The organism is Sedimentitalea sediminis, assembly GCF_042687825.1.
GTDB lineage: Bacteria > Pseudomonadota > Alphaproteobacteria > Rhodobacterales > Rhodobacteraceae > Sedimentitalea.
The window spans coordinates 63,423-87,800 of the sequence record NZ_JBHUQE010000007.1 but is presented as its reverse complement, the minus strand read 5'-3'; the positions used below and the strand labels follow the sequence as shown (position 1 = coordinate 87,800).

The following is a 24,378-nucleotide window of genomic DNA, read 5'->3' as shown; positions in this document are numbered from 1 at the left end:
GCATCAGGTCAAATCCTGATGGTCATGGTGGCCGTGGTGATGCGTAGGGCTGTGCTCGTGCCGGTACAGCGCCAGCGCGCCCTTGGTACCGGTGCCGACAGGGCGCGGTATTCCGGCGCGCCGGCGACGATTTCCGGCGTACCTTTGCAACAGATATGGCCGTTGATGCACAGCACCCGGTCCGAGGTGGCCATCACCACGTGCAGATCGTGGCTGACCCTCACCACGGCACAGCCCAGATCGCGCCGCGCCTGTTCGATCTGCCGGAAAAAGGCGGCCGCACGGGGTTGACCCAGCCCCTGGGTCGCCTCGTCCAGCAGCAACAGCTGCGGTGCTTCCAGCAGGGCCCGGGCCAGCAGCACGCGCTGAAACGGGCCGCCGGACAGATCCACCATCTGCCGCTGCCCCAGCTTCGGGGCGCCGGCCCGCTCAAGGGTTCGGGCCGCGTCGGCGTCGCTGATGCGCCGGGGCAGCGACAGAAAGCGGCGCACGGTCATCGGCAGGGCGCCGTCGATTGCCAGTTTCTGCGGCACATGGCCGATACGCAGGGTCGGCGCCCGACGGACCAGACCGCGGGCTGGCAGCAGGGCCCCGATCAGGGCGCGCAGCAGGGTCGATTTGCCCGAGCCGTTGGAGCCGACGATGGTGACGATCTCGGCCGGCGCAATGGCCAGATTGACGTCCTTCAGGATCGTGCGACCGCCCTGCACGATGTCCAGATCGCGGGTCTCGATCAGGGGCGGGACAGGCGGTATGCTCATGGCGCGACGCCGGTGCAGGCCGGGCACAGCCCTTCGGCTTTGACCGCGATTCGTTCGATGACAATGCCGCTGCTGCGCGCCGCGCGGCCCAGCCGGCCCCGGGGTCAGTTCGGTTTCCGCCTCGGCCACTGCCTTGCACAGGCGGCAGACCAGAAAGGCCGGCACGCGATCGCGGTTGAGATGGGCGCAGGCCGTATAGGCGTTCAACTGCTCGATCCGGTGTGCCAGCCCGTGGTGCACCACAAAATCCAGCACCCGATAGGCCACCGGCGGCTGCGCGCCCAACTCTTCGTCAGCCAGCACCGCCAGGATGTCATAGCCCCCAGTGCCCGGTGCCGCTGCAGCAGGATTTCCAGCACCCTGCGCCGGACCGGGGTGAATTGCAGCTTTTCCCGCGCGCATCGGGTTTCCGCCGCCTGCAGCGAGTCCTTGATGCAATGCGTGTGATCGTGGGTTTCCAAGCCGATGGCGGTCACTACGCCTCCTGTTCCGTGGTTGGCTAATAATATGTGATAACCTTACGCTTATCAGGCAATTCCTGATCAGCCATCTTAACAAACGAGTATTGCTGTGATCCCAGTCCGTTCCCTGTTTGCCGCCCTGGCTCCTGCCGCGAGTCTTGCCACGCCGTTTCTGGCCGATCCGCCACGGGTGGCGGTCGATATCGCGCCGGTACACGCGCTGACCGCGCGGGACATGGCCGGGGTCGGTCAGCCCGGTCTGGTGGTGGCGCCGACGGTCTCGCCGCACAGCTATGCGCTGCGTCCCTTCAGGCGCGCGCTGCAGCAGGCCGATCTGGTGATCTGGGTGGTGCCGCAGCTGACTCCCTGGATGCAAAGCGCTCTGGTGACGCTTGCACCTAAGGCACAGACCTTGTCGCGGTTGTCGGCGCAGGGCACCCTTGTCCTGGCGCTGCGCGAGGGTCCGGACGATTGTGTGCATGACGGGTCGGACCATGACGGCGACGCTCATGGCAGTCATGATCACGACGATCGCGGGCACGAGGATATGGACCGGACCGGCGCGCAAAGGCCCGGTGCGGGCGACGGACATGCCGTTCAGGACGGACTGGATCCGCATGCCTGGCTGGACCCGAGAACGTCAAGGCCTGGTCGTATGTGACCTTTCACGATGCTTATCGGTATTTCGAGGCCCAGTTCGGTCTGACCTTTGCTGGGGCGGTGCGGCTGGGCGATGCCACGGATGCCAGCCCGGCGCGGCTGACACGGTTGCGGCGCGAGATCGCGGCCCGGGAGGTGCATTGCGCCTTTGCCGAACCGCAATTCGACGACCGCCTGCTGCAGGCCGCCGCCAGTAACGGCGGCCTGCGATTCGGCACGCTGGACCCGATGGGCAGCAGTCTGGACATCGGGCCGGGCCTGCATGTCCAGCTGCTGCGCGGTCTGGCCGAGGGCCAGGCGCGCTGTCCCTAGGCAAGATCAGACGGCGATCCGGCCGCCGCCCTGCCGGGTGATCACCACCACGGCGGGGCGCGGCGGCATGGCCGGGTCGAAATCGGGCCAGCGGGTGGCGGGGTCTTCAAAGGTCGAGGCGCGCTCGAACCCTTTCAGGTCCTTGGTGCCATCGGTGCCCGGGTGCTGGACCGCGACGAACAGGGTTTCGCCGTCTCCGGTGAAATAGGGCCCGCACATTTCGCCGCCGACCGGGCACCGGAAGAACAATTGCGAATGGCCGCGCAGCGGGCCTTCGGTTTCCAGGGCGTAAAGACCGTCGGATTTGCCGGTCTTGCCCCATTTGCTGCCCTGATCGGTGCTGACCCACAGCCGGCCCTCGGCGTCGATAGCGGCGTTGTCGGGCGACCCGAACCAGCCGTTTTCAGACGTTTCCGGGTTCCAGTGCGCACCGACTTCTGTCACCGCCGGATCACCGCATTTCACCAGGATCGACCAGGTGCCGGTAGTGGCCGCGTGATCGCCGGCGGCTTCCTTGATCTCGATGATATGGCCAAAGCTGCTGTCGGCACGCGGGTTGGCGGCATCGACCTGGTCGGGTTTGCGCCGGGTGTTGTTGGTCAGCATGACATAGGCGGTGCCGTCGCCGCGCGGCTGCACGTCTTCGGGGCGGTCCATCGGCGTCGCCCCCAGCGCGTCCGCGGCCAGTCGGGTGTCGATCAGCACATCGGCCTGGCTGGCAAAGCCGTTCTCGGCGGTTAGCGGACCGGTGCCATGCACCAGCGGCATCCAGGTGATGCTGCCATCGGCATCAAAGCGCGCAACATATAGCGTGCCGTCGCTCAGCAGCGCCGAATTGGCGGCGCGGTCCTCGGACACGGTGCCGGCCGAGACGTATTTGTACAGATAGTCGAACCGGTTGTCGTCGCCGGAATAGACCACCAGATGTCCCTCGGGCGAGACGGTGGTTTCCGCCCCTTCGTGGCGGAACCGGCCCAGAGCGGTATGCTTGACCGGCTTGGCGGTCGGGTCCAGCGGATCGACTTCGACAATCCAGCCGAACCGGTTGATCTCGTTGGGTTCCTTGTCGATGTTGAAGCGGTCGTGGTGCTTGCCCCAGGCATACCAGCGCCCCGGCGCGCCATAGCGTTTCAGGCTGGCGGCTTCGGGTTGGGCGGACAGGTCCGGCCTGCCCTCCGCATCCAGCGCGTCGGTCCAGAAATAGCCGTGAAAGTTCTCTTCGGCCATCAGATAGGTGCCCCAGGGTGTCATGCCGCCGGCGCAGTTGTTCAGGGTGCCGATCACCGTCTGGCCGGTCGGGTCGGCGGCGGTCTGCATACGTGCATGACCGGCGGCGGGACCGTCGATGGCCATCTCGGTGGTCAGCGGCGTGATGCGGCGGTTCAACCTGCTGTCGCGCACCAGCGCCCATTTGCCGTCGTCCCCCCGGGCGATTTCCACCACCGAGCCGCCATGCGCGGCCATCTCGATATCCACCAGTTCGCGGGTCATGCCCGCGAAATCGGCCTTGTCCTGACGGCCCAGCCCCGGGAACATGACCTCTTCGTTGGTGTATTCGTGATTGACGCACAATACGCCCCGGCTGCCATCTTCGGTCAGCGGCCAGAACCCGACATAGTCGTTGTTATAGCCGAACTGCTGCAATTGCGCCTCGGCGGTCTGGTTCATCACGTCGAATTCCGGGGCCGTGGCGGTGATCGGATCGCCCCAGCGCAGCAGGATATCGGCGTCATAGCCCGGCGCGACGTGGTGGGTTTCGTCATTGCCCCAGGTCAGTTCGTCGAACACATAGCGGCTGCCGGTGACGGCGGCGGCCTGGCGCGGTGCGATCATCGCCGATGTGCCAAACAGCGCGGTCGACGCCGTCACGCCCAGCATGCCGCGCAGCAGGTCGCGGCGGCCATAGCGGGCGTTGACCACATCGCCAAGAGTGCGGCCCAGATTCGGATTGGTGGGAATATCGTCAAACGCCTCAAAGGCTTCGGCCTTGTTGCCGATTTCGGGGTCGTCGAGGATGGTCTTGCGGTCCATGGGCTCTCTCCTTGGTGTCGCGGTGATGCGACTCGTCAATGCTGTTGAGTGGGGGCACATAGACCTCTGCCTGTAACGGGAAAATGAAACCGCGCTTAGCTTTGTGCATTTCGCCGGGTCTGCCTGAATGCGCAACCCACAGCGCCGCCGGCAGGCGCGCGGGCCGCTGCGGTGGGATTTGCGCCGGGCTGTGCAGGGACGGTTTCAGCGTTTTGTGGCGCAGAACAGATCGTAGAGCACTTCGAGAATGCGGCGCGGGCGGTCGTCGGCCAGCCGGTAATAGATCGCCTTGCCGTCCCGGCGCGGCGTTACCAGACCTTCGAGCCGCAGGCGCGAAAGCTGCTGCGAAACCGCAGCCTGGCGCACCGACAGCAAGGCCTCCAACTCGGTAACCGATTTCTCGCCGGACACCAGATGGCACAGGATCATCAACCGCCCCTCGTGGCTGATCGCCTTCAGGAAATGCGATGCGGCGGTGGCGTTTTCAACCATCTCGTCCAGGTCCTTTTCGGACAGGTCGGGGGCGTGTTTCGGGTGTGCCATGGTCCGGTTTCCCAGTCTGTTGGCGGGGGTGTGCCATGTGGTTCTGCTGTATATCATAATCTGAATGTGTTTTGCGCACAAGCACCCGCCTTGCCCCGGCGGCCAGCCCATTGGTTGACCCCGTCCGCCGCAAATTCAACCGGCGCTCTTGCGGCCCCCCATTGGCGACACTAAGACTCTGATAACGCATCACCGGGTATGGTCCCGATCCATCCAGAACAGCAGGCAGGCACAGATGTTTGATCCCACTGAAACCTACATGAACACGCTCGTCCCGATGGTGGTCGAACAGACCAGCCGCGGCGAACGCGCCTATGACATCTTTTCGCGCCTGCTGAAGGAACGCATCATCTTTATCAACGGCCCGATCCATGATGGCATGAGCCATCTGGTCGTGGCGCAGCTGCTGCATCTGGAGGCCGAGAACCCGTCCAAGGAAATCAGCCTGTACATCAACTCGCCGGGCGGTGTCGTGACCTCGGGCCTGTCGATCTATGACACCATGCAATACATCAAACCCAAGGTCAGCACCTTGTGCATTGGCCAGGCGGCGTCGATGGGGTCGGTTCTGCTGGCAGGGGGCGAGCCGGGGATGCGGTTCAGCCTGCCCAACAGCCGGATCATGGTGCATCAGCCCAGTGGCGGTTATCAGGGTCAGGCCAGCGACATCATGATCCACGCGGCCGAAACGCAGAAACTCAAGGACCGGCTGTACGACATCTATGTCAAGCACACGGGCCAGACCAAGAAAGCCGTGGAAAAGGCGCTGGATCGCGACAATTTCATGTCCCCCGAAGAGGCCAAGGATTGGGGCCATATCGACGAGATCGTCGCCAGTCGCGACAAGGGCGACGACAGCGCCGACTGATACCGGCCGCGGGGGCCTGCTGACCGAAGGTCGCGCCGGTCCGGCACAGGGCGTTTTGCGATTGTGGTGCCCGGATAGCTGCCCTAAGCTGCGCATAGGTGGGGGCACTGGCTCTGTTCCTGACAGGGCGACTGTAAATCGAAGCCGGAAAGGTTGACCATGGCGACGAACTCAAGCGGTGACAGCAAGAACACGCTCTATTGCAGTTTTTGCGGCAAGAGCCAGCATGAGGTGCGCAAGCTGATTGCGGGCCCGACCGTATTCATCTGTGATGAATGCGTCGAATTGTGCATGGACATCATCCGCGAGGAAACCAAGGCGTCGGGTCTCAAGGCCACCGATGGCGTGCCCACGCCCAAGGACATCTGCGAGGTGCTGGACGATTACGTGATCGGTCAGGCCAATGCCAAAAAGGTGCTCTCGGTGGCGGTTCACAACCACTATAAGCGGCTGAACCACGCGCAGAAGGCCGGCAGTGACATCGAACTGGCGAAATCCAACATTCTGCTGATCGGTCCGACCGGTTGCGGCAAGACGCTGCTGGCGCAGACCCTGGCGCGCATCCTGGACGTGCCCTTTACCATGGCCGACGCCACCACGCTGACCGAGGCGGGTTATGTCGGCGAGGATGTCGAGAACATCATCCTCAAGCTGCTGCAATCGTCGGAATACAATGTCGAACGCGCGCAGCGCGGCATCGTCTATATCGACGAGGTCGACAAGATCACCCGCAAGTCGGAAAACCCCAGCATCACCCGCGACGTGTCGGGCGAGGGCGTGCAGCAGGCGCTGCTGAAGCTGATGGAAGGCACCGTCGCCAGCGTGCCGCCACAGGGCGGGCGCAAGCATCCGCAGCAGGAATTCCTGCAGGTGGACACCACCAATATCCTGTTCATCTGCGGCGGCGCCTTTGCCGGGCTGGACAAGATCATTGCGCAGCGCGGCAAGGGCAGCGCCATGGGGTTCGGCGCCGATGTGCGCGACAATGACGAACGCGGCGTCGGCGAGATCTTTACCGAGCTCGAGCCCGAGGATCTGCTGAAATTCGGTCTGATCCCGGAATTCGTCGGCCGTCTGCCGGTTCTGGCGACGCTCGAGGATCTGGATGAGGACGCGCTGGTCACCATTTTGACCAAACCCAAGAACGCGCTGGTCAAACAGTATCAGCGCCTGTTCGAGCTGGAAGATACCGAATTGCAGTTCACCGAAGATGCGCTGACGGCGATTGCCAAGCGCGCCATCGAACGCAAGACCGGCGCGCGCGGCCTGCGCTCGATCCTCGAAGATATCCTGCTGGACACGATGTTCGACCTGCCGGGCCTGGACAGCGTCACCAAGGTGGTGGTCAACGAAGAGGCGGTGGTCTCGGATGCGGCGCCGCTGATGATCCACGCGGACGCCGAGAAGGATTCTGTGTCCGCCGGATAACCCGGAATGATCGATCGTATTTCCTCGGCCAGTCCTTTTGAGGCACGGGTGGGGTATTGCCGGGCCGTGGTCGCGGGCGGGTTCGTGCATGTGTCCGGTACGGTGGGCGAGGGGAAGGATGTGGTGGCCCAGTGCCGCGCGATCCTGACGACCATCGAGACGGCCCTGACCCGGGCCGGGGCCGGGTTATCGGACGTCGTGCGGGTCACCTACATGTTGCCGGATCGCGGCGAATTCGAACCCTGCTGGCCGCTGCTGCGCGAAGCCTTTGGTGCCAACCCGCCCGCAGCGACGATGATCGAATGCGGCCTGATCGATGCGAAATACCGGATCGAAATCGAGGTCACGGCGCTGTTGCCCGCATAGGCCTGTTCAGTCCATCCGCATGCCATCCATGCGCGGCACGTCATTGTGGCGCGGCAGCGAAGCCGATCCGTGCCGCTGGGTCACGATCCCGGCGGCCTCGCTGCGCTGACGGTTCTTGAGGTCGGACAGGTCCAGCCCGCTGCTGGGTTTCGCGGGCGCGCCCATCAGATCGACCACGCCCGCTGGCATCTCCTTGGCCGGTCTCTGCGACCCGGGCCGGGTGTCGCCTTTGGTGGTACGGACGAATTTTGCGCCGCCCGCCGCCATTCGGATCGACGGGGCAGTTTGTTCCGGTGCCGGGGCGGCGTCCTGCATCAGCACCCAGCCCAGGGCCGCCACGCCGGCCGTAAAGATCATCACGAGTTGTTTCATCCAGTGCCTCATGTATTCCGTTTCCACCTGATTGCCGCAGGAAACGGGCGATAGAATGGCGCTTTTGGGCGCGATGCTGTGGCATCTTTGGGCCGGCCCGGCGAATGCAGGGCCACTGCGACGCATCGGTATCTGGACCTTGGACGCGAATTGCGTCATATCGGTCTGTAAGCTAACCGGAGACAGCCATGGGCATCCTGAATTCTCTTTTGCGCGCCGTGACCTGGTGGAACGGGCAGACCCTGAACACGCAGATCTTTACCTGGCGTAAGGGCGTCAAGGTGGGCGAGGACGATCAGGGCAACGTCTTTTATCGCAATGCCGACGACAGCCAGCGCTGGGTCATCTTCAACGGCGAGGTCGAGGCCAGCCGGATCAGCCCGGATTGGCATGGCTGGCTGCATCGCACCTGGGACGAGCCGCCCACGGACAAGCCGCTGGCGCACAAGCCCTGGGAAAAGCCGCATCAGGAAAACCTGACCGGAACAGCCTTGGCCTATGCCCCGGCCGGATCGCTGCGCCGTCCCGAACCCGCGCCGCGCCGGGACTACGAGGCGTGGAGCCCGAAATAGCAGTCCCATCAGGACGGAGCGCGCAATGTCGCATAATTCCACCGAAGTACTGGTCGGGGGGGCGGTTCTTGCCGGCGCCCTGGCCTTTGCCATTTATGCCGGTCAGGCGACCGGCCTGTCGGCCCGGACCGGCGGCTATGAGCTGAACGCCAGTTTCCGCTCGCTCGAAGGCGTGACCGTGGGCACCGATGTGCGTCTTGCCGGTGTCAAGATCGGCACAGTGACCGGCGTAGACCTGAACCCGCAGACCTATCGCGCCGATACCCGGTTCACCGTGCTCGACGGCATCGACGTGCCCGATGACAGCGCCGTTATCGTCGCGTCCGAGGGCCTGTTGGGCGGAAATTTCGTCGAGATCGTGCCGGGCGGGTCGGAATTCTATTTCGAACCGGGAGACGAGATTCACGATACCCAGGGTGCGGTTAGCCTGATTTCGCTGCTGATCAAGTTCGTCGCGGGCAGCGGAGACGAGGAGTGATCCGCAACATCGCCACAGCGGCGCTGCTGGCGATCGGCCTGGGCTCTGCGACTGGCGCGCAGCAAGATGCCACCTCGGGTCTCGGCGCCGTGCTGCGCGGTCTGGACAAGGTCAACGGGCAGACCATCGACCTGGAGGTGCCAACGGGCGGTCTGACCGAACTGTTCGGGCTGACCGTGGAACTGGCCGATTGCCGCTATCCGGCCGACAACCCCACCGGCGACGCCTTTGGTTTTCTGACGATCCGCGATACTGGCCAGCGAGAAATCCGGTTTCAGGGCTGGATGATCGCCTCGTCTCCGGCGCTGAACGCGCTGGATCACAGCCGCTATGACGTCTGGCTGTTGCGCTGTATCACCTCATAGGCGCCAGGCACCGGCGGGGCCGAGAAGTGCGCGGTCTTGACAATTGCCCGGTCCAGGCGGCGGTGATATTCGGCGCGGGTGATTTCGGTGGCTCCCAGCGACGCCAGGTGTTCGGTCAGAAACTGCGTGTCGAACAGTTGAAAACCCGCCTGCACCAGCCGGTCGACCAGATAGGCCAGCGCGATCTTCGAGGCGTCACGGCGGCGCGAGAACATGCTTTCGCCAAAGAACGCGGCCCCGATCGCCACGCCATAGACGCCGCCGACCAGTTCATCGCCCTCCCAGACCTCCAGTGAATGGGCGTGGCCGGCCGCATGCAGCGCGATGTAGTGGCTGCGGATTTCGGTGCTGATCCAGGTCTCGGCGCGGTCGGCACAGCCATCCAGAACGCCGATGAAATCGCGGTCGATGGTGATGGTGAACCCGCATTTGCGCAGCCGCCGCCGCAGCGAGCGCGAGATGTGGAACCTGTCCAGCGGCAGAACACCGCGCCGTTGCGGATCGACCCAGAAAATCTCGGCGTCGTCGCGATGCTCGGCCATCGGGAAAATCCCGATGGCGTAGCCGCGCAACAGCATGTCCGGAGTCAATTGCATTTGCCGGACCCCGGTTCAGCTGTTGGATACCCGTGGCACGATCAGGCTAGCCGTCGGCCAGATGGGTTTCCAGCCAGCGCTCGAGCCAGTGGATATTGTATCCGCCGCTGTGGATGTCCGGTTCCTGCAACAACGCGTGAAACAGCGGAACGGTCGTGTGGACCCCGTCCACGATCAGCTCTCCCAGGGCTCGGTTCAGCCGCGCAAGGGCCTCTTTGCGGTCGCGGCCATGCACGATCAGCTTGCCGATCAGGCTGTCGTAATAGGGGGGAATGGAATAGCCGTCATACAGGGCCGAATCCATCCGCACCCCCAGCCCGCCGGGGGCGTGATACTGGGTGATCCGGCCGGGGCAGGGGGCGAAATTCGGCAGTTTCTCGGCGTTGATCCGCACCTCGATCGCATGGCCGTTGATCTGCAGGTCGTCCTGAGCAAACGACATCGGCAGTCCGGCGGCCACGCGGATCTGTTCGCGCACCAGATCGACGCCGAATATGCCTTCGGTTACCGGGTGTTCCACCTGCAGGCGGGTATTCATCTCAATGAAATAGAACTCGCCGTTCTCATAGAGAAACTCGATGGTGCCGGCGCCGATATAGTTGATCTTGGCCACCGCGTCGGCGCAGATCTTGCCGATGCGGTCGCGTTCCTCGGGGCTGATGGCCGGACCCGGCGCCTCTTCGAACACTTTCTGGTGGCGACGCTGCAACGAGCAATCCCGCTCGGCCAGATGCACCGCGTTGCCACGACCGTCGCCAAAGACCTGGAGCTCGATATGGCGCGGCGTGGTCAGGTATTTCTCGATATAGACTTCGTCATTGCCAAAGTTGCTCTTGCCCTCGGCGCGCGCGGTCTGGAATGCCTTTTCCATGTCCATGGCGGTTTTGGCGACCTTCATGCCCTTGCCGCCGCCGCCGGCGGTCGCTTTGACGATCACCGGATAGCCGATCTCGTCGCCGATCTTGCGGGCGGTTTCCAGGTCGGGAACGCCGCCCTCGCTGCCCGGTACGCAGGGCACGCCCAGTGCCTTCATCGTGTCCTTGGCGGTGATCTTGTCGCCCATGATGCGGATATGCTCGGCGGTGGGGCCGATGAAGGTCAGGTCGTGATCCTCGACGATCTGCACGAATTTGGCGTTTTCCGACAGGAATCCATAACCCGGGTGGATCGCCTGCGCACCGGTGATCTCGCAGGCCGAGATAATGGCGGGAATAGACAGATAGCTCTGTGGGCTGGGCGGTGGGCCGATGCAGATGGATTCGTCGGCCATGCGCACATGCATGGCGTCGCTGTCGGCGGTGGAATGCACCGCCACCGTGGCAATGCCCATTTCCCGCGCAGCGCGGACCACACGCAGGGCGATCTCTCCGCGGTTGGCGATCAGGATCTTGTCAAACATTTGCACGTCCTATTCGATGATGACCAGCGGCGTGCCATATTCAACAGCCGCGCCATCCTCGACCAGGATGCGTTTCACAATGCCCGACTTTGGCGCCGGGATGTGGTTCATCGTCTTCATGGCCTCGACGATCAGCAGGGTGTCGCCCTCGCTGATGTTTGCGCCGACGCTGACAAAGGCGGGCGAGTCCGGTTCCGGCTGCATGTAGACGGTGCCGACCATCGGCGACAGGACGGCGCCGGGATGGCTGGCCGGGTCTTCGCTGTCGGCCGGCGCGGCCGGTGCGGCTGCGGCGGTGGGGGGGGCGGCCGCTGCCGCTGCCGGCGCGGCGGGTACGGCGACCGGTACTGTGGCCGGCGCGGCGCGGCTGACCCGCACATTCAGGCTGTCATCTTCGCCATAGTCGCGCTTTACCTGCAATTCCGTCAGATCGTTTTCCTGCAGCAATTCGGCCAGCGCCCTGATGAATGCCACGTCCGACTCGTGTTTGGTGTCTGTCATGATGTCCTCGACCGGTTCCGCTGTGCCCGTCTGTCGCGCGGGATTTTCTGTACCGGCGCTTATAGGGCATGGTGCGGCCAGAGAAAAGCGTCGTTGCGCCTGCGGTGCGAATGCGCCACGCGGATTTGATACCTGACAATTTTGCCGCATAGTGTCGGGCAGAGACAGGGGGGAATGGTATGAATATCGGCAACTGGCTGCATCGTCAGGCGCAGCTGCACCCGCAGCGACCGGCGTTGTTTCAGGGGCGCGAATTGGCGGCGGATTACGGCGGCTTTCATGATCGCGCGGCGCGGATCGCGACCTGGCTGGGCGAACAGGGTGTCGTCGCCGGCGACCGGGTCGGCATTTTCATGCGCAATGGCCCGGACTATCTGATCGTGCAATATGCGATCTGGTATGCCGGGGCCGCTGTCGTGCCGATCAATGCCAAGCTGCATGGGCGCGAAGCCGCCTTTATCCTGGCGGATTCCGGGACCCGTCTGGTCTTTGCCAGCGCATCCCAGGCAAGGGCACTGGGTGCCGAACCGGCGGTTTGCGATATCATTGCCATGGGCGAGCAAGCCCACGCCGCGGCCCTGACCCGCACGCCGCTGGCCGCGCCCGCGCATCGGGCACCGCAGGATTTGGCCTGGCTGTTCTATACGTCTGGCACCACCGGACGGCCCAAGGGGGTGATGATCACCCACCGCATGCTGACCCTGATGTCGCTGGCCTATGTCAGCGATGTCGAAACGGTCGACCCCGACGATACGGTGATCTATGCGGCACCGATGAGCCATGGTGCGGGGCTGTACAACATGGTCCATGTGCTGAACGGCGCCCGCCATGTCTGTTCTGTTTCCGGCAGTTTCGACGAAGCCGAGATTTTCGAGCTGGCGCGCCATTTCGGCCGGGTGCAGATGTTTGCCGCCCCGACCATGGTCAAGCGTTTGACCGAGGTGGCGAAGGCCACCGGCGAAACCGGTGCGGGGCTGCGCAGCGTGGTCTATGCCGGCGGGCCCATGTACACGGCCGACATCATCGCGGCGGTCGATCAGTTCGGCCCGGTCTTTGTGCAGATCTATGGCCAGGGCGAATGTCCGATGGGCATCACCGCGCTGTCGCGCCACGACGTCACCGACCGCAGCCACCCGCGTTGGCGACAGCGCCTGTCCAGCGTCGGCCGGGCGCAGTCGCCGGTCGAGGTGCAGATCGGCGATGCCGCCGGCAACCCGGTGCCCGCCGGCACCCATGGCGAGATCATGGTGCGCGGCGATCTGGTGATGCCCGGCTACTGGCGCAATCCGCAAGCCACCGAAAAGGCGATGATCGACGGCTGGCTGATGACCGGCGACATGGGGTTCATGAACGAGGACGGCTATGTGACTCTTCAGGACCGCTCCAAGGATCTGATCGTCTCGGGGGCGTCGAACATCTATCCGCGCGAGGTCGAAGAGGTGTTGCTGACCCATCCCGCGGTCCGCGAAGTCGCGGTGGTCGGTCAGCCGCATCCGGAATGGGGCGAAGCCGTTGTGGCCTTTATCGTCGGCGAAGCGGTGTGGGACGACCTGGACCGGCTGTGCATCGAGAATATCGCGCGGTTCAAGCGGCCGCGCCGCTATATCCGCGTCACCGAACTGCCCAAGAACAACTATGGAAAAGTGCTCAAAACCGAGCTGCGCAAGAAGCTGGAGGAAGACTCATGACCGATTTTACGGGAAAGACCGCGCTGGTAACGGGATCGGTGCAGGGAATCGGACTGGCCATCGCGCAATCCCTGGCCGGGGCCGGTGCGCGCATCGCGGTGCATGGTCTGGCCGGGGACGCACAGATCGAAGAGGCCTGTGCCCTGCTAAAGGCTGCCGGTGCGCCACAGGCCGAATTTTTCCAGGGCGATCTGCGCGATCCGGATCGGATCGACGACCTGATGACGGCGGTCGCGGCCTGGGGCGGGGTGGACATTCTGGTCAACAATGCCGGCATTCAGCACACAGCGCCGCTGGCGCAGATGCCGGTGGCAACCTGGGATACCATTCTGGCGGTGAACCTGTCTGCCGCCTTTCACACCATGCGCGCGGCGCTGCCGGGGATGGCCGAGCGTGGCTATGGCCGGGTGGTCAACATCGCGTCGGTGCAGGGGCTGGTGGCCAGCGTCAACAAGGCCCCTTATGTGGCGGCGAAACACGGGTTGATCGGATTGTCCAAGGTGGCGGCGCTGGAATATGCGGCCCAGGGCGATCGCACGGTCGGGGGGGTCACGGTCAATTGCATCTGCCCGGGCTGGACACAGACTGCGATCATCGAGCCGCAGATTGCCGAGCGTCTGCCCGCATTCGACGGGGATCGGGACGCGGTGATCGCCGACCTGCTGAAGGAAAAACAGCCCAGCCGTCGGGTGTCCGATCCCGCCGAGTTCGGCGCTCTGGTCGTGTGGCTGTGCAGCCCGCTGGCGCATAACCTGACCGGTGCCTCGATCCCGGTGGATGGCGGTTGGACGGCGCAATAGCCGCGCGGGACCTTGGGGCGCACAGGCCGGTGTTCCGGCACGGGGCCTCCTGTCCCTGGGGTGGTGAAGCCCCCTGTACCGCTCGACCGGGCATTGGCAGGCGCATTGGCGGGCCTGGCGCAGGGTGGTCGAGCAGGCGGGTCAGTCCTGCGGCTCGGTCGCCTCGCGGCTTTCGGCTGCCCGCGCATCCGCGCCGGCCGCGTGTGCCGGTCGGGTTTCAGTCTGCGACCGGGGCCGGGGTGGTTCGGATGCCTGGGCAGGCGCAGCGACGGGCGGCTCTGCCGTCTTGGTCTCGGCGGCAGCATCCGACCGGGCGGCATCGGCAGCGTCAGCCTTGTCGTCGCGGATCCTGGCGTCGGCCTCGTCATCTGCAGCGGACTGGGCGATTCGTTCCGTCTCGCGGGCCTGCTCTTTGGCCTGCTGTTCGAGAATTTCCATGATCTTTCGCTGAATGGCCGATGGCGGTGCAGCTTTTTGACTGTCGCCGGATCCGGCGTGACGCGATTGCGCGTCGCGCGATGCGTCACCACGGGACGAGGGCGCAACCTTTTGCGCCACGCTGGCTTTGTCCGGGGCCGGCGGCAGAGAAGCCGGATGCCCCGTTGGCTGCGGTGCCAGTATTGGCAAGGCCATGGGGATTTGCATTTTGATTGCTCCAATTGGTTTGGAGCCCTCACCCAATCACGATCCTGCCCGGTTCGGGTTAACAAATCGCAAACATGGCTCTGCAAAATGTGCGAATTTGCGAATGTATTGCGGTCGAATTGCCGTGGATTGACGGCAACTTTGTGCCGGTATTCTCGATCCGTACCGAGCGCGCCGCGATGGCTGACCGGGTCGGACCCGCCACCGGCCCGGCCTATGAGCCGGAATTGCAGCTGCCGGGGGTGGCGCCGGCGAACATCGGGTTGTCGGGCGCATATTCGATCTGGGCCCGTGGCGTGATCTCGACGATTTCCAGGATGTCAAATTCCGAGGTTGGGTTCTCTTTGCCGCGAACCACCAGCACGTCCTTGAAGCATTGGTGATCGTCGGCGCGATACAGGGTCGGGCCGTTGCCCAGGCCGTCGAACTCGAACCCTTCCAGCGCCTCGACGACCGCACAGGGGTCGAAACTGCCCGCACGGGTAACGGCGTCGGCATAAAGCAGGGTCTGCACATAGCATGTATGCGCCGCCTGGCTGGGCGGGAAGCCGTATTTCGTGGAAAACGACTTTACAAAGGCGCGCGATCCCGGATCCTGCAGCGACCAGTGCCAGTTGGCCGACCCCAGAATGCCCTTGACGTTGGCGCCAGCCCCGCGCGCCATCAGCCGCGAATAGAGCGGCACAACGATCTCCAGGTTGCGCCCGTTCACCTGCTTGTCGCGCAGACCGGATTGCACGGCGCTGGTCAGCGAATGGATCATGTTGCCGCCATAGTGATTCAGCACCAGAACATCGGCGCCCGATTCCTGGACAGGTTCCATGAAAGCGGCGAAATCGGTCTGTTCCAGCGGAGTCTTGGCCGCGGCCACGGTCGTCCAGCCCAGCGCTTCGGTGGCGGCCCGTATCGATTCCTCCTGGGTCCAGCCCCAGGTGTAATCGGCGGTCAGATGATAGGCCTTGCGGTCCGCGCCATATTGCTCTGCCAGCACCGGTGCCAGTGCCGCCCCCGACATGTAGGCGTTGAAAAAGTGCCGAAAGCCGTTGGCCTTGCGGTCTTTTCCGGTGGTGTCGTTGGAATGGGTCAGGCCGGCCATGAAGATCACGCCCGCCTCCTGACACAGGTTCTGCACAGCGATGGCCACGTCCGAAGACGATCCGCCGCCGATCATCACGGCGTCGTCGTCCTGGATCATCGACTTGGCCGCCGCAGTGGCCACCTGCGGATCGGCCTCGGTGTCGCGGGTGACAAAGTTAACCTTCTTGCCAAGGATCCCGGTGCCGTCCAGAGCCTGCGAGGAAAAGGTCGGCAGCATGCCGCCATCGCTGTCCGTCTCACCGTTCAGATGTTCGACGGCCAGTTCCATCGCGCGCAATTCGTCGGCGCCTTCGTCGGCATAGGGGCCGGATTGCGGTGCGCCAAAACCCAGCGTTACCGTGTCCCCGGTGGGCGCGTTGGTAAAGGCGGCGGACCGGGTGGCAGTAAAGATCGTTGGCAGGGCCAGTCCGGCCCCCGTCGCGACGCCGGTCTGCAGGGCGCTCCGGCGCGTGAAGTTCGATTTGGACATGATATTCTCCCATCTCGTCGAATAGGCGGTGCGATCGGTCCGGCGCCCGCGGTGCGAATGCCGACGCGCCGGTGCGGAATACGTCATTGGCTCCTTGCACAGAACAATAAATCCTTGAACAAATAAACAGGTGCTTTGGCGCTTTTGCGGGATCCCCTATGCTGTGTCGCAGGAAGCTATTGAAAACTTGTTGAAAAGAGGCGCAATGCGACATGCCCCGTGACACTCTGACCGGCAGCCGGATAAGAGAAAGACGGTCGATTGCCGGGCTGCGTCAGGCCGATCTGGCGCGGCAGGTGGGGATCTCAGCGTCCTATCTCAATCTGATCGAACATAATCGGCGCAGAATCGGCGGCAAGCTGTTGCTGGATATCGCTCAGGTTCTTGGGGTCGAGCCCTCGATGCTGACCCAGGGCGCCGAGGCGGCGCTGATCGCCACCCTGCGCGAAGCCGCCGCCGATGCCGGGGCCGTCGCGGCCGAGGTCGACCGCGCCGACGAGTTTGCCGGGCGGTTCCCCGGCTGGGCAGAGGTACTGGCCGGCGAGCACCGGCGTATCGCCTGGCTGGAAAGAACGGTCCAGACCCTGTCGGACCGGTTGACTCACGACCCGCATCTGGCGGCCTCGCTGCACGAGGTTCTGTCCACCGCCGCGGCGATCCGATCGACCGCGTCGATCCTGGCCGAGACCGGCGAACTGGAAGAGGAATGGCGCGACCGGTTTCACCGCAACCTGAACGAGGACAGCCGGCGGCTGGCCGAAAGCAGCAAGGCGCTGGTGGCCTATCTCGACGAAAGCGGCGACAGCGATGACCGCCGCGGAGCGCCACAAGAGGAAGTCGAGGCCTTTATCATCGACGAAGGCCACCATTTTGCCGCGCTGGAAGAGGCCAGCACCGATGTCGACGCTCTGGTGCGCGACGCCGATGCGCTGACATCGCGCGCGGCCCGGGTGATCGCCCGCGATGTGCTGTCGCGCTATGTAAAGGACGCGCGGGCGATGCCTCTGCGTGCGTTCAAGGCGGCTCTGCGCCGTCACGGTCTGGACCCGATGGCGCTGTCCCGCGTCTTTGGTGTGGACCTGGCGGCGGTGTTCCGGCGCCTGGCGGCGATGCCTGATGGCGTGCTGACCTGCGAGGTGGGCCTGGTGGTATGCGATGCCTCGGGCAGCATCATCTTTCGCAAGCAGATCGAGGGATTCGCGCTGCCCAGATTTGGCGAGTCCTGTCCGCTCTGGCCGATCTTTACCGCCCTCAGCCGGCCGATGGTGCCGATCCGCCGCCGGGTCTCTCAACTGGGGCGGTCGGCGATGTTGTTTGATTGTCTGGCCGTGGCGCAGCCGATCCTGCCGCCGGAATTCGACGCCGACCCGCTGTACCAGTCGACCATGCTGATCCTGCCGGTGGCCAGCGATGACGCCGGCGATGTCGCCGCACAACCCGTCGGCGGCAGTTGCCGGGTCTGCACGCGTTCGGACTGCCGGGCCCGGCGCGAGCCTTCGATCCTGAGCGAAGGGTTTTGACAGCCCAGTCACGGCAGGTTTAAGCTTGCCGAAAAAAACAAGACAGACGCGCGATCGCAGACGCGTGCCGCAGAGAGGGTAGGCGCAGATGGGCCGACATGTATTGCTGGTCGAGGATGAACCCAACATCATCGAAGCAATCAAATTCCTGCTGACACGCAGCGGCTGGACGGTCGACACGCATATCGAGGGCACGGACGCGGTCGAGGTGATCCAGGCGGCGAAACCCGATCTGGTGATTCTGGATCTGATGCTGCCCGGCAAAAGCGGGATGGAGGTGCTGCGCGAACTGCGTGAGATACCCGAACTGGCCGGTCTGCCGGTTCTGATGCTGACGGCCCGGGGCCAGTCGCGCGACCGCGAGATGGCGGAAAAGGCCGGAGTCAGCCGGTTCATGACGAAACCGTTTTCCAATGCCGAAGTGCTGACAGCGGTGCGCGATCTGGTGGCCCAGGCGTCGCGATCATGAATCCTGGCGTCAATGATTCGGCCCCGAAAGGGTCGGTTCCGGGTGCGGACATGGCCCCGGGATCAGTGCCACCGGTCGTGTTTCTGGAACGCCAGAGCTATCGCCGCCGCCGGCTGATGGACGCCGCACGCCTGTTGCCCCTGTTCGGGGTCCTGCTGTTTTCGGTGCCGCTGTTGTGGCCCGTGGCCGATCCCGCCGGCGCGGACGGGGACACGGTGCCGATGTCGGATGCGATGATCTATGTGTTTCTCTGCTGGACCGTGCTGATCGGCGCGATGGTCCTGTTCGGCCTCAGCGCGCGGCTGTGGACCCGCAGCAACGGGCCGCAGGGGCCGGGGCAGGGCTAGGTGGCGTCGCTGAACCAGCTGGTCCTGGTCTGTCTGGGATATGTGGTTCTGCTGTTCCTGGTGGCCTTTGTCGCCGACCGGATGGCGGCGCGGGGGCGCAGCACCTGGCTGCGCACGCCGCTGGTCTATACGCTGTCCCTGTCGATCTATTGCACCGCCTGGACGTTTTACGGCGCCGTCGGCTATGCCGCCCGCTCGGGACTGGAATTCGTGACCATCTATCTGGGGCCGACGCTGGTGATGGTCGGCTGGTGGTGGGGGCTGCGCAAGCTGGTGCGCATCGGACGCAGCCAGCGGGTGACCTCGATCGCCGACCTGATTTCGTCGCGCTATGGCAAGTCCAACACGCTGGCCATCTGTGTCACCTTGCTGGCGGTGATCGGCGTGACCCCCTATATCGCGCTGCAACTGCAGTCGATCACGCTTTCTTTTACGATCTTTTCCGAGGCCGATCCCGATAGTGTCTATCGCGAGGGCGCCAGCGTGCTTTGGGTGGCCGGTGGGCTTGCGGTTTTTGCCATCCTCTTTGGCACCCGCAATCTGGACGTGAACGAACGTCACCACGGGGTCGTGACCGCGGTCGCTCTTGAGGCGATCGTCAAACTGGTGGCCCTGCTTGCGGTCGGTATCTATGTGGTCTGGGGCATCGCCGGCGGTATCGAACCGGTGATGGCGCGCATCGATGCTTCGGAGCTGGGCACATGGCAGGTGCATTCCGGGCGCTGGGTCACCATCACCTTTCTGGCCGCTGCTGCCTTTGTCTGCCTGCCGCGCATGTTTCAGGTGATGGTGGTGGAAAACGACGACGAACACCACCTGCGTACCGCGGCCTGGGCCTTTCCGGCCTATCTGATGCTGATGAGCCTGTTCGTGCTGCCGATTGCCGCGGTCGGGCTGGACATCATGCCGGCCGGGGCCAACCCGGATCTGTTCGTGCTGTCGATCCCGCTGAGCCTGGGGCAGGAAAACCTGGCGATGCTGTCCTTTCTTGGCGGATTCTCGTCGGCCACGTCGATGGTGATCGTGGCCGCGATGGCGCTTTCCACCATGGTTTCCAACCACATCGTGATGCCGATCTGGCTGTCCTCAAAGGCGGACAGCACGTCGGCTGCCGGCGATGTGCGCCGGTTGATCCTGCGGTCGCGGCGCATTTCGATCGTCGCCATCATGGCTTTGGGCTATCTTTATTTCCGGCTGTCCGGGGGCGGTGCGGCGCTGGCGTCGATCGGTCTCATTGCCTTTGCCGGCATCGCCCAGATTCTGCCCGCCCTGGTCGGCGGCCTGTTCTGGCGCGGCGCTACCCGCACCGGGGCGCTGTTCGGGCTGGTCACCGGCTTTGCGCTCTGGGTCTACACGCTGTTGTTGCAGGAGCTGGGCGGCGGTCTGCTGCCGGACGACTTTCTGCAGAACGGGCCGTTGGGCATCGGTCTGCTGCGGCCACAGGCGCTGTTTGGCAGCTATGGGATGGATCCGCTTGTGCATTCGGTGATGTGGAGCCTTCTGCTGAACGCGGCGGCCTTTTGCACCATGTCGCTGGCCAGCACGCCGCGGCCGCTGGAACGCCTGCAGGGCGCGCAGTTCGTCAATGTGTTCGACCATTCGGTCGGGGCGCCGGGCTGGACCGGATCGGTGGCCCGCAGCGAGGATCTGATGGTCATGGCACAGCGGATCCTGGGGCCGGGGCAAGCGCAGGACCTGTTTCAGCGCGAGGCCGAATTGCAGGGTGCGCCCGGGCATCTGCCCGAACCCAACCCGGCCTTTCTGGAAAAGCTGGAACGGGAAATGTCCGGCCTGGTGGGCGCGGCCACGGCGCATGCGATGGTGGGACAGATCGTTGGCGGGTCATCGGTCTCGGTCGAGGATCTGCTGGCTGTGGCCGATGAAAGCGCGCAGATGCTGGAATACTCCAGCCAGCTCGAAGCGAAATCCGCCGAACTGAGCCGCACCGCGCGCCAACTAAGGGAGGCCAATGAAAAACTGACGCAGTTGTCGATGCAAAAGGATGTCTTTCTCAGCCAGGTCAGCCACGAGTTGCGCACGCCGATGACCTCGATCCGGGCGTTTTCGGAGATTCTGCGCGATACCGAGGGGTTGGAGGCCGAGGAACAGGTGCGCTGCGCCAATATCATTCACGGCGAGTCGCTGCGCCTGACCCGGCTGCTGAACGATCTGCTGGATCTCAGCGTGCTGGAAAGCGGCCGGGTCAGTCTGAACATGCGCTACGGCCTGTTGTCCGAGGTTTTGGATCATGCCGCGGCCGCGGCCCTGTCGGGGTCGGACCGGCCGCTGACCGTAATCCGCAGCCGCAAGCGCGAGTCGGTGCAATTGCAGTCCGATCTGGACCGGTTGTCGCAGGTCTTTATCAACCTGATCGCCAATGCTCAGAAATACTGTACCGCCGACAAGCCCGAGCTGCGCATCGAAGTGCAGCGCGCGGGCGATCAGGTGTTGATCGATTTCATCGACAACGGGCCGGGCATTCCGGACGATGCGCTGGATACGATTTTCGAGAAATTCGTGCGTTTGCGCGGTGAAAAGGTTGCCGGCGCCGGGCTGGGGCTGGCGATCTGCCGCGAAATCATGCAGCGCCTCGGGGGCAATGTGACCTATCTGTCCGACCGCCAGGGGGGCGCGTTTCGCGTGGTGCTGCCGACGGCCTGGAAGATGGCGGCCCAGTAGGCGGCGAAAATCGGAACCGTAAAGGTTATTGTAACCAGCATCGCGCTAGACCAGAGGCAAGCAGAGCCCGCAGGGCAGGTCGGAGTCGATGGCAACCACTGAGTCCAATTCAGGATTGCAGCGCAAGATGCAGGCAAGCCGCGATGGCGGTTCCACCGGCGGCCGGTCGGCCGCCGGGGCCTTGCGTCTTGGGTTGGCGCGGGCGGCGGACGATCTGTTCGATCTGGCGCTGTCGGTGATCGGTGCAACCCAGGCCCGCATCGATTCGGATGCGCTGGCAAAGCATCTGCCGGATGACCGGCTGCTGATGATGCTGGATGGCCCGGACGGACAATTGGGGGCACTGACGGTCGATCGGGCGTTTCTGACCGCTCTTATCCAGCAGCAGACGATGGGCCGGCTGACCGGTGCCGCCCCTGATGAACGTCCCTTTACCAGTACCGACGCGGCGCTGGCCGCGCCTCTGATCGATTCCACGTTGAAACGCGCCAGCGGTCTGGCCGACCATCCGGCGGACAGCCAGTGTCTGACCGGGTTCCGTTTCGGGGCCCGGGCCGAGGATTCCCGGTCGATACTATTGGCGATGGAGGCGGACCGGTTTCGCGTGTTCGACCTGACGCTGGAATTCGGCGGCGGCCCGCAGCAGGGCGGGCTGTGCGTGATCCTACCCGAGCCCGAAGAGGGAATGCAGTCGGCAGATGACCGGGGGCTGGACGCGGCGGCGCCCAGCCTTGGGCAGTCGGTCGGCTTGGCCCGGGCCGATCTGTCAGCGGTCATTTGCAGGTTGCGCGTGTCCCTGTCGGAGTTTTCCGCGATGCAGCCCGGCGATGTGCTGCCGCTGGTGCAGGAACATCTGGATCGCACCGATCTGGTCTCGATCGACGGCAAGAAGATCTCGGTGGGGCGGCTGGGGCAGATCAACGGGTTGCGCGCGCTGCGTCTGAACGAAACCCGTCCGCCGCTGCCCGGCGCGCGGGATCACAACGGCTTTGCCGCTGATGTCGGGGCACAGGCCGCACTGACCGATGACACCATGACCATCGATGCGCACCCAGCCCCGGACGCAGCGGAAAACGAAGATCGGCCTGCGATCGACCTGGTGGACACTGCCCCGGTCGAGGACCCGGACGAAAGAATAGCTCGAATGACACCGGAAGAGGCGGCCCTGGAGATATCGACGCTGGCCGGTCTGTCGCCGGAGGACACTGCCGACCCGCCAGGCGATGACGCCAACCTGCCGATGACCATCGACTGACCGTCATTGATACCGATTGTCATCCGGCCTGCCGCATAAGGGGCCCTTGCGCACCTGACCTCCGAGCCGCCCCGCGGTTCGCTCTGATCGCGCACCCTGCACCCGGAACACCGTCCCCCGAAATGGCCGACCGTATCACGTCTGGTGCTGTCGAAACGAACCGGCGCCGCGTCCGGCCTGAATTTGCCGCTGCGGCGGCTGCCATGGCCGATCCTGCGAAAACCCTGGCCGTTTCGGGCGCGCATGGCCCGGGTTCGGCGCGGCTGGTGCGATCTGCGAGCCCGCAGAGGAATCTGGTGCCGGACGTCCAGGTCGGGCCGCCGCGGGTTGCGGCCCGGATTTGGATGTCCACGCCTGACCGTCAGCGGCGGCAGTCCCGGATCAGGCGCGGTGGAGCTGCTCGAGCGTCGGACGCAGACCGTCCAACTGATATCCGGCGGCGGCGGTGGCGGCCAGGATATCCTCGGGCGCCCGGGTCGGGGCCTGTCCCAGTGCCCAGACCACCGAACAGCGGGTACCCGAAGCGCAATACGCCAGAACCGGTCCATCCGCGCCATCAATCAGGGCAGATTGGCGGGCGACATTGTCCGGCGTCATGGTCTGATGGGTCAGCGGCAGAACCTCGAAACGCAGCCCGGCCGCGCGCGCGGCCTGGCCGATGGCTGCCGCCTGATGGCTGGGCGGGACTTCTTCGTCCGGCCGGTTGCAGATCAACAAGGTGATCCCGGCTTCAACCATTGCGGGAATATCCTCGGCCGATACCTGCGGCGAGACGGAATAGCGGGGGGACAGGGCGCGTATCTCCATGACGGTTCCTTACGCCGCCGCCGCCAGCCTGTCCAGTCGCGAGCCGATTCCCGGCGCCACCGCCATGCCGGCCAGCATCGAAACCAGAAACAGCCAGCCTGCGGCGCCGCCATAACTGAGCGAGGCGATGGCCGGTCCAGGGCACAAACCGGCAAGACCCCAGCCAATGCCGAACAGGGTCGAACCGACGATCAGCCGATGGTCCAGGTCGGCGCGTGGCAGGGACGGAAAGACCGTGCCGGCGATCGGCTTGCGCCCCACGGTCAACCGCCACGCCACGGTCATCGGCAGCAGGGCGCCGCCCATGACAAAGGCCAGCGTAGGATCCCAATCGCCGAAAACGTCCAGCCATCCCTGGACCTTTCTGGTATCGGTCATTCCCGATACGAACAGGCCCGCGCCGAACAGGGCGCCGGCGACCAGAGACAACAGGATGCGCATCAGATCACTCCCAGAACGTGGCGCAGCACAGCCAGGGTCAGACCGCCGGCGAGGATGTAAAAGACCGTGGCCACGATGCCCCGCAGCGAGAACCGCGAGATGCCGCAGACCCCGTGCCCCGAGGTGCAGCCATTGGCGATGCGGGTGCCGATGCCAACCAGCAGCCCCGCCGCCACAATGACCAGCCAGTTGCCGGTGATATGCGTATCGATCGCCACGCCGTAGAGTGGCGTCAGGATGACCGGCAAGAGAACGACGCCCGCCAGAAAGGCCAGCCGTTCGGCCGCCGTGCTGCGTCCGGTGCCATCGACCAAGCCGCCGATGATGCCACTGGCGCCCATGATGCGGCCAAGACCCAGCAGGTAGACCGCCGCGCCCAACCCGATCAGGCCACCGCCGAGCAGGCCCCAGATCCAATCCTGTTGCATGTTGCCAAATTCCTCTGGT

The 24,378-nt window shown here is 64.6% G+C and carries 26 protein-coding genes and 2 pseudogenes; 15 read left to right on the top strand and 13 right to left on the bottom strand.

Annotated elements, in window-relative coordinates; translation table 11 throughout:
• Positions 1-3: 3 nt before the first annotated feature.
• Together ACFMPD_RS07985 and ACFMPD_RS07980 are read right to left on the bottom strand one after the other, a co-directional pair.
• A pseudogene (locus ACFMPD_RS07985) lies at positions 4-761 on the bottom strand (ATP-binding cassette domain-containing protein).
• A pseudogene (locus ACFMPD_RS07980) lies at positions 758-1,237 on the bottom strand (transcriptional repressor). The pseudogenes ACFMPD_RS07985 and ACFMPD_RS07980 overlap by 4 nt, the downstream one beginning before the upstream one ends.
• Positions 1,238-1,331: 94 nt before the next feature.
• Here ACFMPD_RS07980 and ACFMPD_RS07975 point away from each other — a divergent pair.
• Both ACFMPD_RS07975 and ACFMPD_RS07970 read left to right on the top strand, forming a co-directional pair.
• Positions 1,332-1,883, top strand: a complete 552-nt coding sequence (locus ACFMPD_RS07975; RefSeq protein WP_380993273.1) for a metal ABC transporter solute-binding protein, Zn/Mn family — start codon at positions 1,332-1,334, stop codon at positions 1,881-1,883.
• Positions 1,880-2,194 (top strand): metal ABC transporter solute-binding protein, Zn/Mn family, encoded by a 315-nt coding sequence (locus tag ACFMPD_RS07970; RefSeq protein WP_380993272.1) that lies wholly within the window; start codon positions 1,880-1,882, stop codon positions 2,192-2,194. Before ACFMPD_RS07975 ends, ACFMPD_RS07970 begins: the two co-directional genes overlap by 4 nt.
• Before the next feature lie 6 nt (positions 2,195-2,200).
• Here ACFMPD_RS07970 and ACFMPD_RS07965 read toward each other — a convergent pair whose 3' ends face one another.
• Complete coding sequence (locus ACFMPD_RS07965; RefSeq protein WP_380993271.1) at positions 2,201-4,225, bottom strand: PhoX family protein; 2,025 nt, start codon at positions 4,223-4,225, stop codon at positions 2,201-2,203.
• Positions 4,226-4,429: 204 nt separating this feature from the next.
• Positions 4,430-4,768 (bottom strand): ArsR/SmtB family transcription factor, encoded by a 339-nt coding sequence (locus tag ACFMPD_RS07960; RefSeq protein ID WP_380993270.1) that lies wholly within the window; start codon positions 4,766-4,768, stop codon positions 4,430-4,432.
• 235 nt (positions 4,769-5,003) lie between these two features.
• Here ACFMPD_RS07960 and ACFMPD_RS07955 point away from each other — a divergent pair, with 235 nt between their 5' ends.
• The 3 genes from ACFMPD_RS07955 to ACFMPD_RS07945 all read left to right on the top strand — a co-directional run bounded on the left by ACFMPD_RS07955 (position 5,004) and on the right by ACFMPD_RS07945 (position 7,430).
• Positions 5,004-5,636: an ATP-dependent Clp protease proteolytic subunit gene (locus tag ACFMPD_RS07955; protein WP_380993269.1), complete on the top strand. Its 633-nt coding sequence runs from the start codon at positions 5,004-5,006 to the stop codon at positions 5,634-5,636.
• 159 nt (positions 5,637-5,795) lie between these two features.
• Positions 5,796-7,064 (top strand): ATP-dependent Clp protease ATP-binding subunit ClpX, encoded by a 1,269-nt coding sequence (clpX, locus tag ACFMPD_RS07950; RefSeq protein ID WP_380993268.1) that lies wholly within the window; start codon positions 5,796-5,798, stop codon positions 7,062-7,064.
• 6 nt (positions 7,065-7,070) lie between these two features.
• Positions 7,071-7,430 carry a RidA family protein gene (locus ACFMPD_RS07945; RefSeq protein WP_380993267.1) on the top strand — a complete coding sequence of 120 codons (360 nt, stop codon included), beginning with the start codon at positions 7,071-7,073 and terminating at the stop codon, positions 7,428-7,430.
• A 6-nt stretch (positions 7,431-7,436) separates the two neighbouring features.
• Here ACFMPD_RS07945 and ACFMPD_RS07940 read toward each other — a convergent pair whose 3' ends face one another.
• Positions 7,437-7,802 (bottom strand): hypothetical protein, encoded by a 366-nt coding sequence (locus ACFMPD_RS07940; protein WP_380993266.1) that lies wholly within the window; start codon positions 7,800-7,802, stop codon positions 7,437-7,439.
• Positions 7,803-7,990: 188 nt separating this feature from the next.
• Here ACFMPD_RS07940 and ACFMPD_RS07935 point away from each other — a divergent pair, with 188 nt between their 5' ends.
• The 3 genes from ACFMPD_RS07935 to ACFMPD_RS07925 are packed head-to-tail and all read left to right on the top strand — an operon-like array spanning position 7,991 to position 9,217.
• The gene (locus tag ACFMPD_RS07935; RefSeq protein ID WP_380993265.1) at positions 7,991-8,374 is read left to right on the top strand and encodes an NADH:ubiquinone oxidoreductase subunit NDUFA12; all 384 of its coding nucleotides are present in this window, start codon (positions 7,991-7,993) and stop codon (positions 8,372-8,374) included.
• A gap of 25 nt (positions 8,375-8,399) precedes the next feature.
• Positions 8,400-8,852, top strand: coding sequence for an outer membrane lipid asymmetry maintenance protein MlaD (gene mlaD / locus ACFMPD_RS07930; protein WP_380993264.1), 453 nt, complete (start codon positions 8,400-8,402; stop codon positions 8,850-8,852).
• The gene (locus ACFMPD_RS07925) at positions 8,849-9,217 is read left to right on the top strand and encodes a DUF2155 domain-containing protein (RefSeq protein ID WP_380993263.1); all 369 of its coding nucleotides are present in this window, start codon (positions 8,849-8,851) and stop codon (positions 9,215-9,217) included. The genes mlaD and ACFMPD_RS07925 overlap by 4 nt, the downstream gene beginning before the upstream one ends.
• Here ACFMPD_RS07925 and aat read toward each other — a convergent pair.
• The 3 genes from aat to accB are packed head-to-tail and all read right to left on the bottom strand — an operon-like array spanning position 9,181 to position 11,713.
• A complete protein-coding gene (gene aat, locus ACFMPD_RS07920; RefSeq protein WP_380993262.1) occupies positions 9,181-9,813 on the bottom strand; it encodes a leucyl/phenylalanyl-tRNA--protein transferase in 633 nt (210 codons plus the stop codon). The genes ACFMPD_RS07925 and aat overlap by 37 nt on opposite strands.
• A gap of 46 nt (positions 9,814-9,859) precedes the next feature.
• On the bottom strand, positions 9,860-11,212 hold the full coding sequence (gene accC / locus ACFMPD_RS07915) for an acetyl-CoA carboxylase biotin carboxylase subunit (protein WP_380993261.1): 1,353 nt from the start codon (positions 11,210-11,212) through the stop codon (positions 9,860-9,862).
• 9 nt (positions 11,213-11,221) lie between these two features.
• Positions 11,222-11,713, bottom strand: coding sequence for an acetyl-CoA carboxylase biotin carboxyl carrier protein (accB, locus tag ACFMPD_RS07910; RefSeq protein WP_380993260.1), 492 nt, complete (start codon positions 11,711-11,713; stop codon positions 11,222-11,224).
• A gap of 179 nt (positions 11,714-11,892) precedes the next feature.
• Here accB and ACFMPD_RS07905 point away from each other — a divergent pair, with 179 nt between their 5' ends.
• Together ACFMPD_RS07905 and ACFMPD_RS07900 are read left to right on the top strand one after the other, a co-directional pair.
• Complete coding sequence (locus ACFMPD_RS07905) at positions 11,893-13,401, top strand: class I adenylate-forming enzyme family protein (RefSeq protein WP_380993259.1); 1,509 nt, start codon at positions 11,893-11,895, stop codon at positions 13,399-13,401.
• The gene (locus ACFMPD_RS07900; protein WP_380993258.1) at positions 13,398-14,201 is read left to right on the top strand and encodes a 3-hydroxybutyrate dehydrogenase; all 804 of its coding nucleotides are present in this window, start codon (positions 13,398-13,400) and stop codon (positions 14,199-14,201) included. Before ACFMPD_RS07905 ends, ACFMPD_RS07900 begins: the two co-directional genes overlap by 4 nt.
• A gap of 141 nt (positions 14,202-14,342) precedes the next feature.
• Here the strand turns inward: ACFMPD_RS07900 and ACFMPD_RS07895 are convergent, their stop codons facing one another.
• Complete coding sequence (locus ACFMPD_RS07895) at positions 14,343-14,834, bottom strand: hypothetical protein (RefSeq protein WP_380993257.1); 492 nt, start codon at positions 14,832-14,834, stop codon at positions 14,343-14,345.
• A gap of 226 nt (positions 14,835-15,060) precedes the next feature.
• Positions 15,061-16,413 carry a substrate-binding protein gene (locus ACFMPD_RS07890; protein ID WP_380993256.1) on the bottom strand — a complete coding sequence of 451 codons (1,353 nt, stop codon included), beginning with the start codon at positions 16,411-16,413 and terminating at the stop codon, positions 15,061-15,063.
• Positions 16,414-16,625: 212 nt separating this feature from the next.
• On the opposite strand from ACFMPD_RS07890, the gene ACFMPD_RS07885 reads away from it, so the two are divergent.
• The 5 genes from ACFMPD_RS07885 to ACFMPD_RS07865 all read left to right on the top strand — a co-directional run bounded on the left by ACFMPD_RS07885 (position 16,626) and on the right by ACFMPD_RS07865 (position 22,683).
• Positions 16,626-17,933: a helix-turn-helix domain-containing protein gene (locus tag ACFMPD_RS07885; protein ID WP_380993255.1), complete on the top strand. Its 1,308-nt coding sequence runs from the start codon at positions 16,626-16,628 to the stop codon at positions 17,931-17,933.
• A gap of 88 nt (positions 17,934-18,021) precedes the next feature.
• Positions 18,022-18,402 (top strand): response regulator transcription factor, encoded by a 381-nt coding sequence (locus tag ACFMPD_RS07880; RefSeq protein ID WP_380993254.1) that lies wholly within the window; start codon positions 18,022-18,024, stop codon positions 18,400-18,402.
• A 50-nt stretch (positions 18,403-18,452) separates the two neighbouring features.
• Positions 18,453-18,749: a hypothetical protein gene (locus tag ACFMPD_RS07875; protein WP_380993253.1), complete on the top strand. Its 297-nt coding sequence runs from the start codon at positions 18,453-18,455 to the stop codon at positions 18,747-18,749.
• On the top strand, positions 18,750-21,428 hold the full coding sequence (locus ACFMPD_RS07870) for an ATP-binding protein (RefSeq protein ID WP_380993252.1): 2,679 nt from the start codon (positions 18,750-18,752) through the stop codon (positions 21,426-21,428).
• 88 nt (positions 21,429-21,516) lie between these two features.
• Positions 21,517-22,683, top strand: a complete 1,167-nt coding sequence (locus ACFMPD_RS07865) for a FliM/FliN family flagellar motor C-terminal domain-containing protein (RefSeq protein WP_380993251.1) — start codon at positions 21,517-21,519, stop codon at positions 22,681-22,683.
• A gap of 381 nt (positions 22,684-23,064) precedes the next feature.
• Here ACFMPD_RS07865 and ACFMPD_RS07860 read toward each other — a convergent pair whose 3' ends face one another.
• From ACFMPD_RS07860 to ACFMPD_RS07850, 3 genes are read right to left on the bottom strand one after another with little or no spacing between them, the layout of a single operon-like run.
• Positions 23,065-23,490: a protein tyrosine phosphatase family protein gene (locus tag ACFMPD_RS07860; protein ID WP_380993250.1), complete on the bottom strand. Its 426-nt coding sequence runs from the start codon at positions 23,488-23,490 to the stop codon at positions 23,065-23,067.
• 9 nt (positions 23,491-23,499) lie between these two features.
• Entirely contained in the window at positions 23,500-23,931 is a 432-nt protein-coding gene (locus ACFMPD_RS07855; RefSeq protein ID WP_380993249.1) for a DUF6691 family protein, read from the bottom strand.
• Positions 23,931-24,359, bottom strand: a complete 429-nt coding sequence (locus ACFMPD_RS07850) for a YeeE/YedE family protein (protein ID WP_380993248.1) — start codon at positions 24,357-24,359, stop codon at positions 23,931-23,933. Before ACFMPD_RS07850 ends, ACFMPD_RS07855 begins: the two co-directional genes overlap by 1 nt.
• Positions 24,360-24,378: the final 19 nt, after the last annotated feature.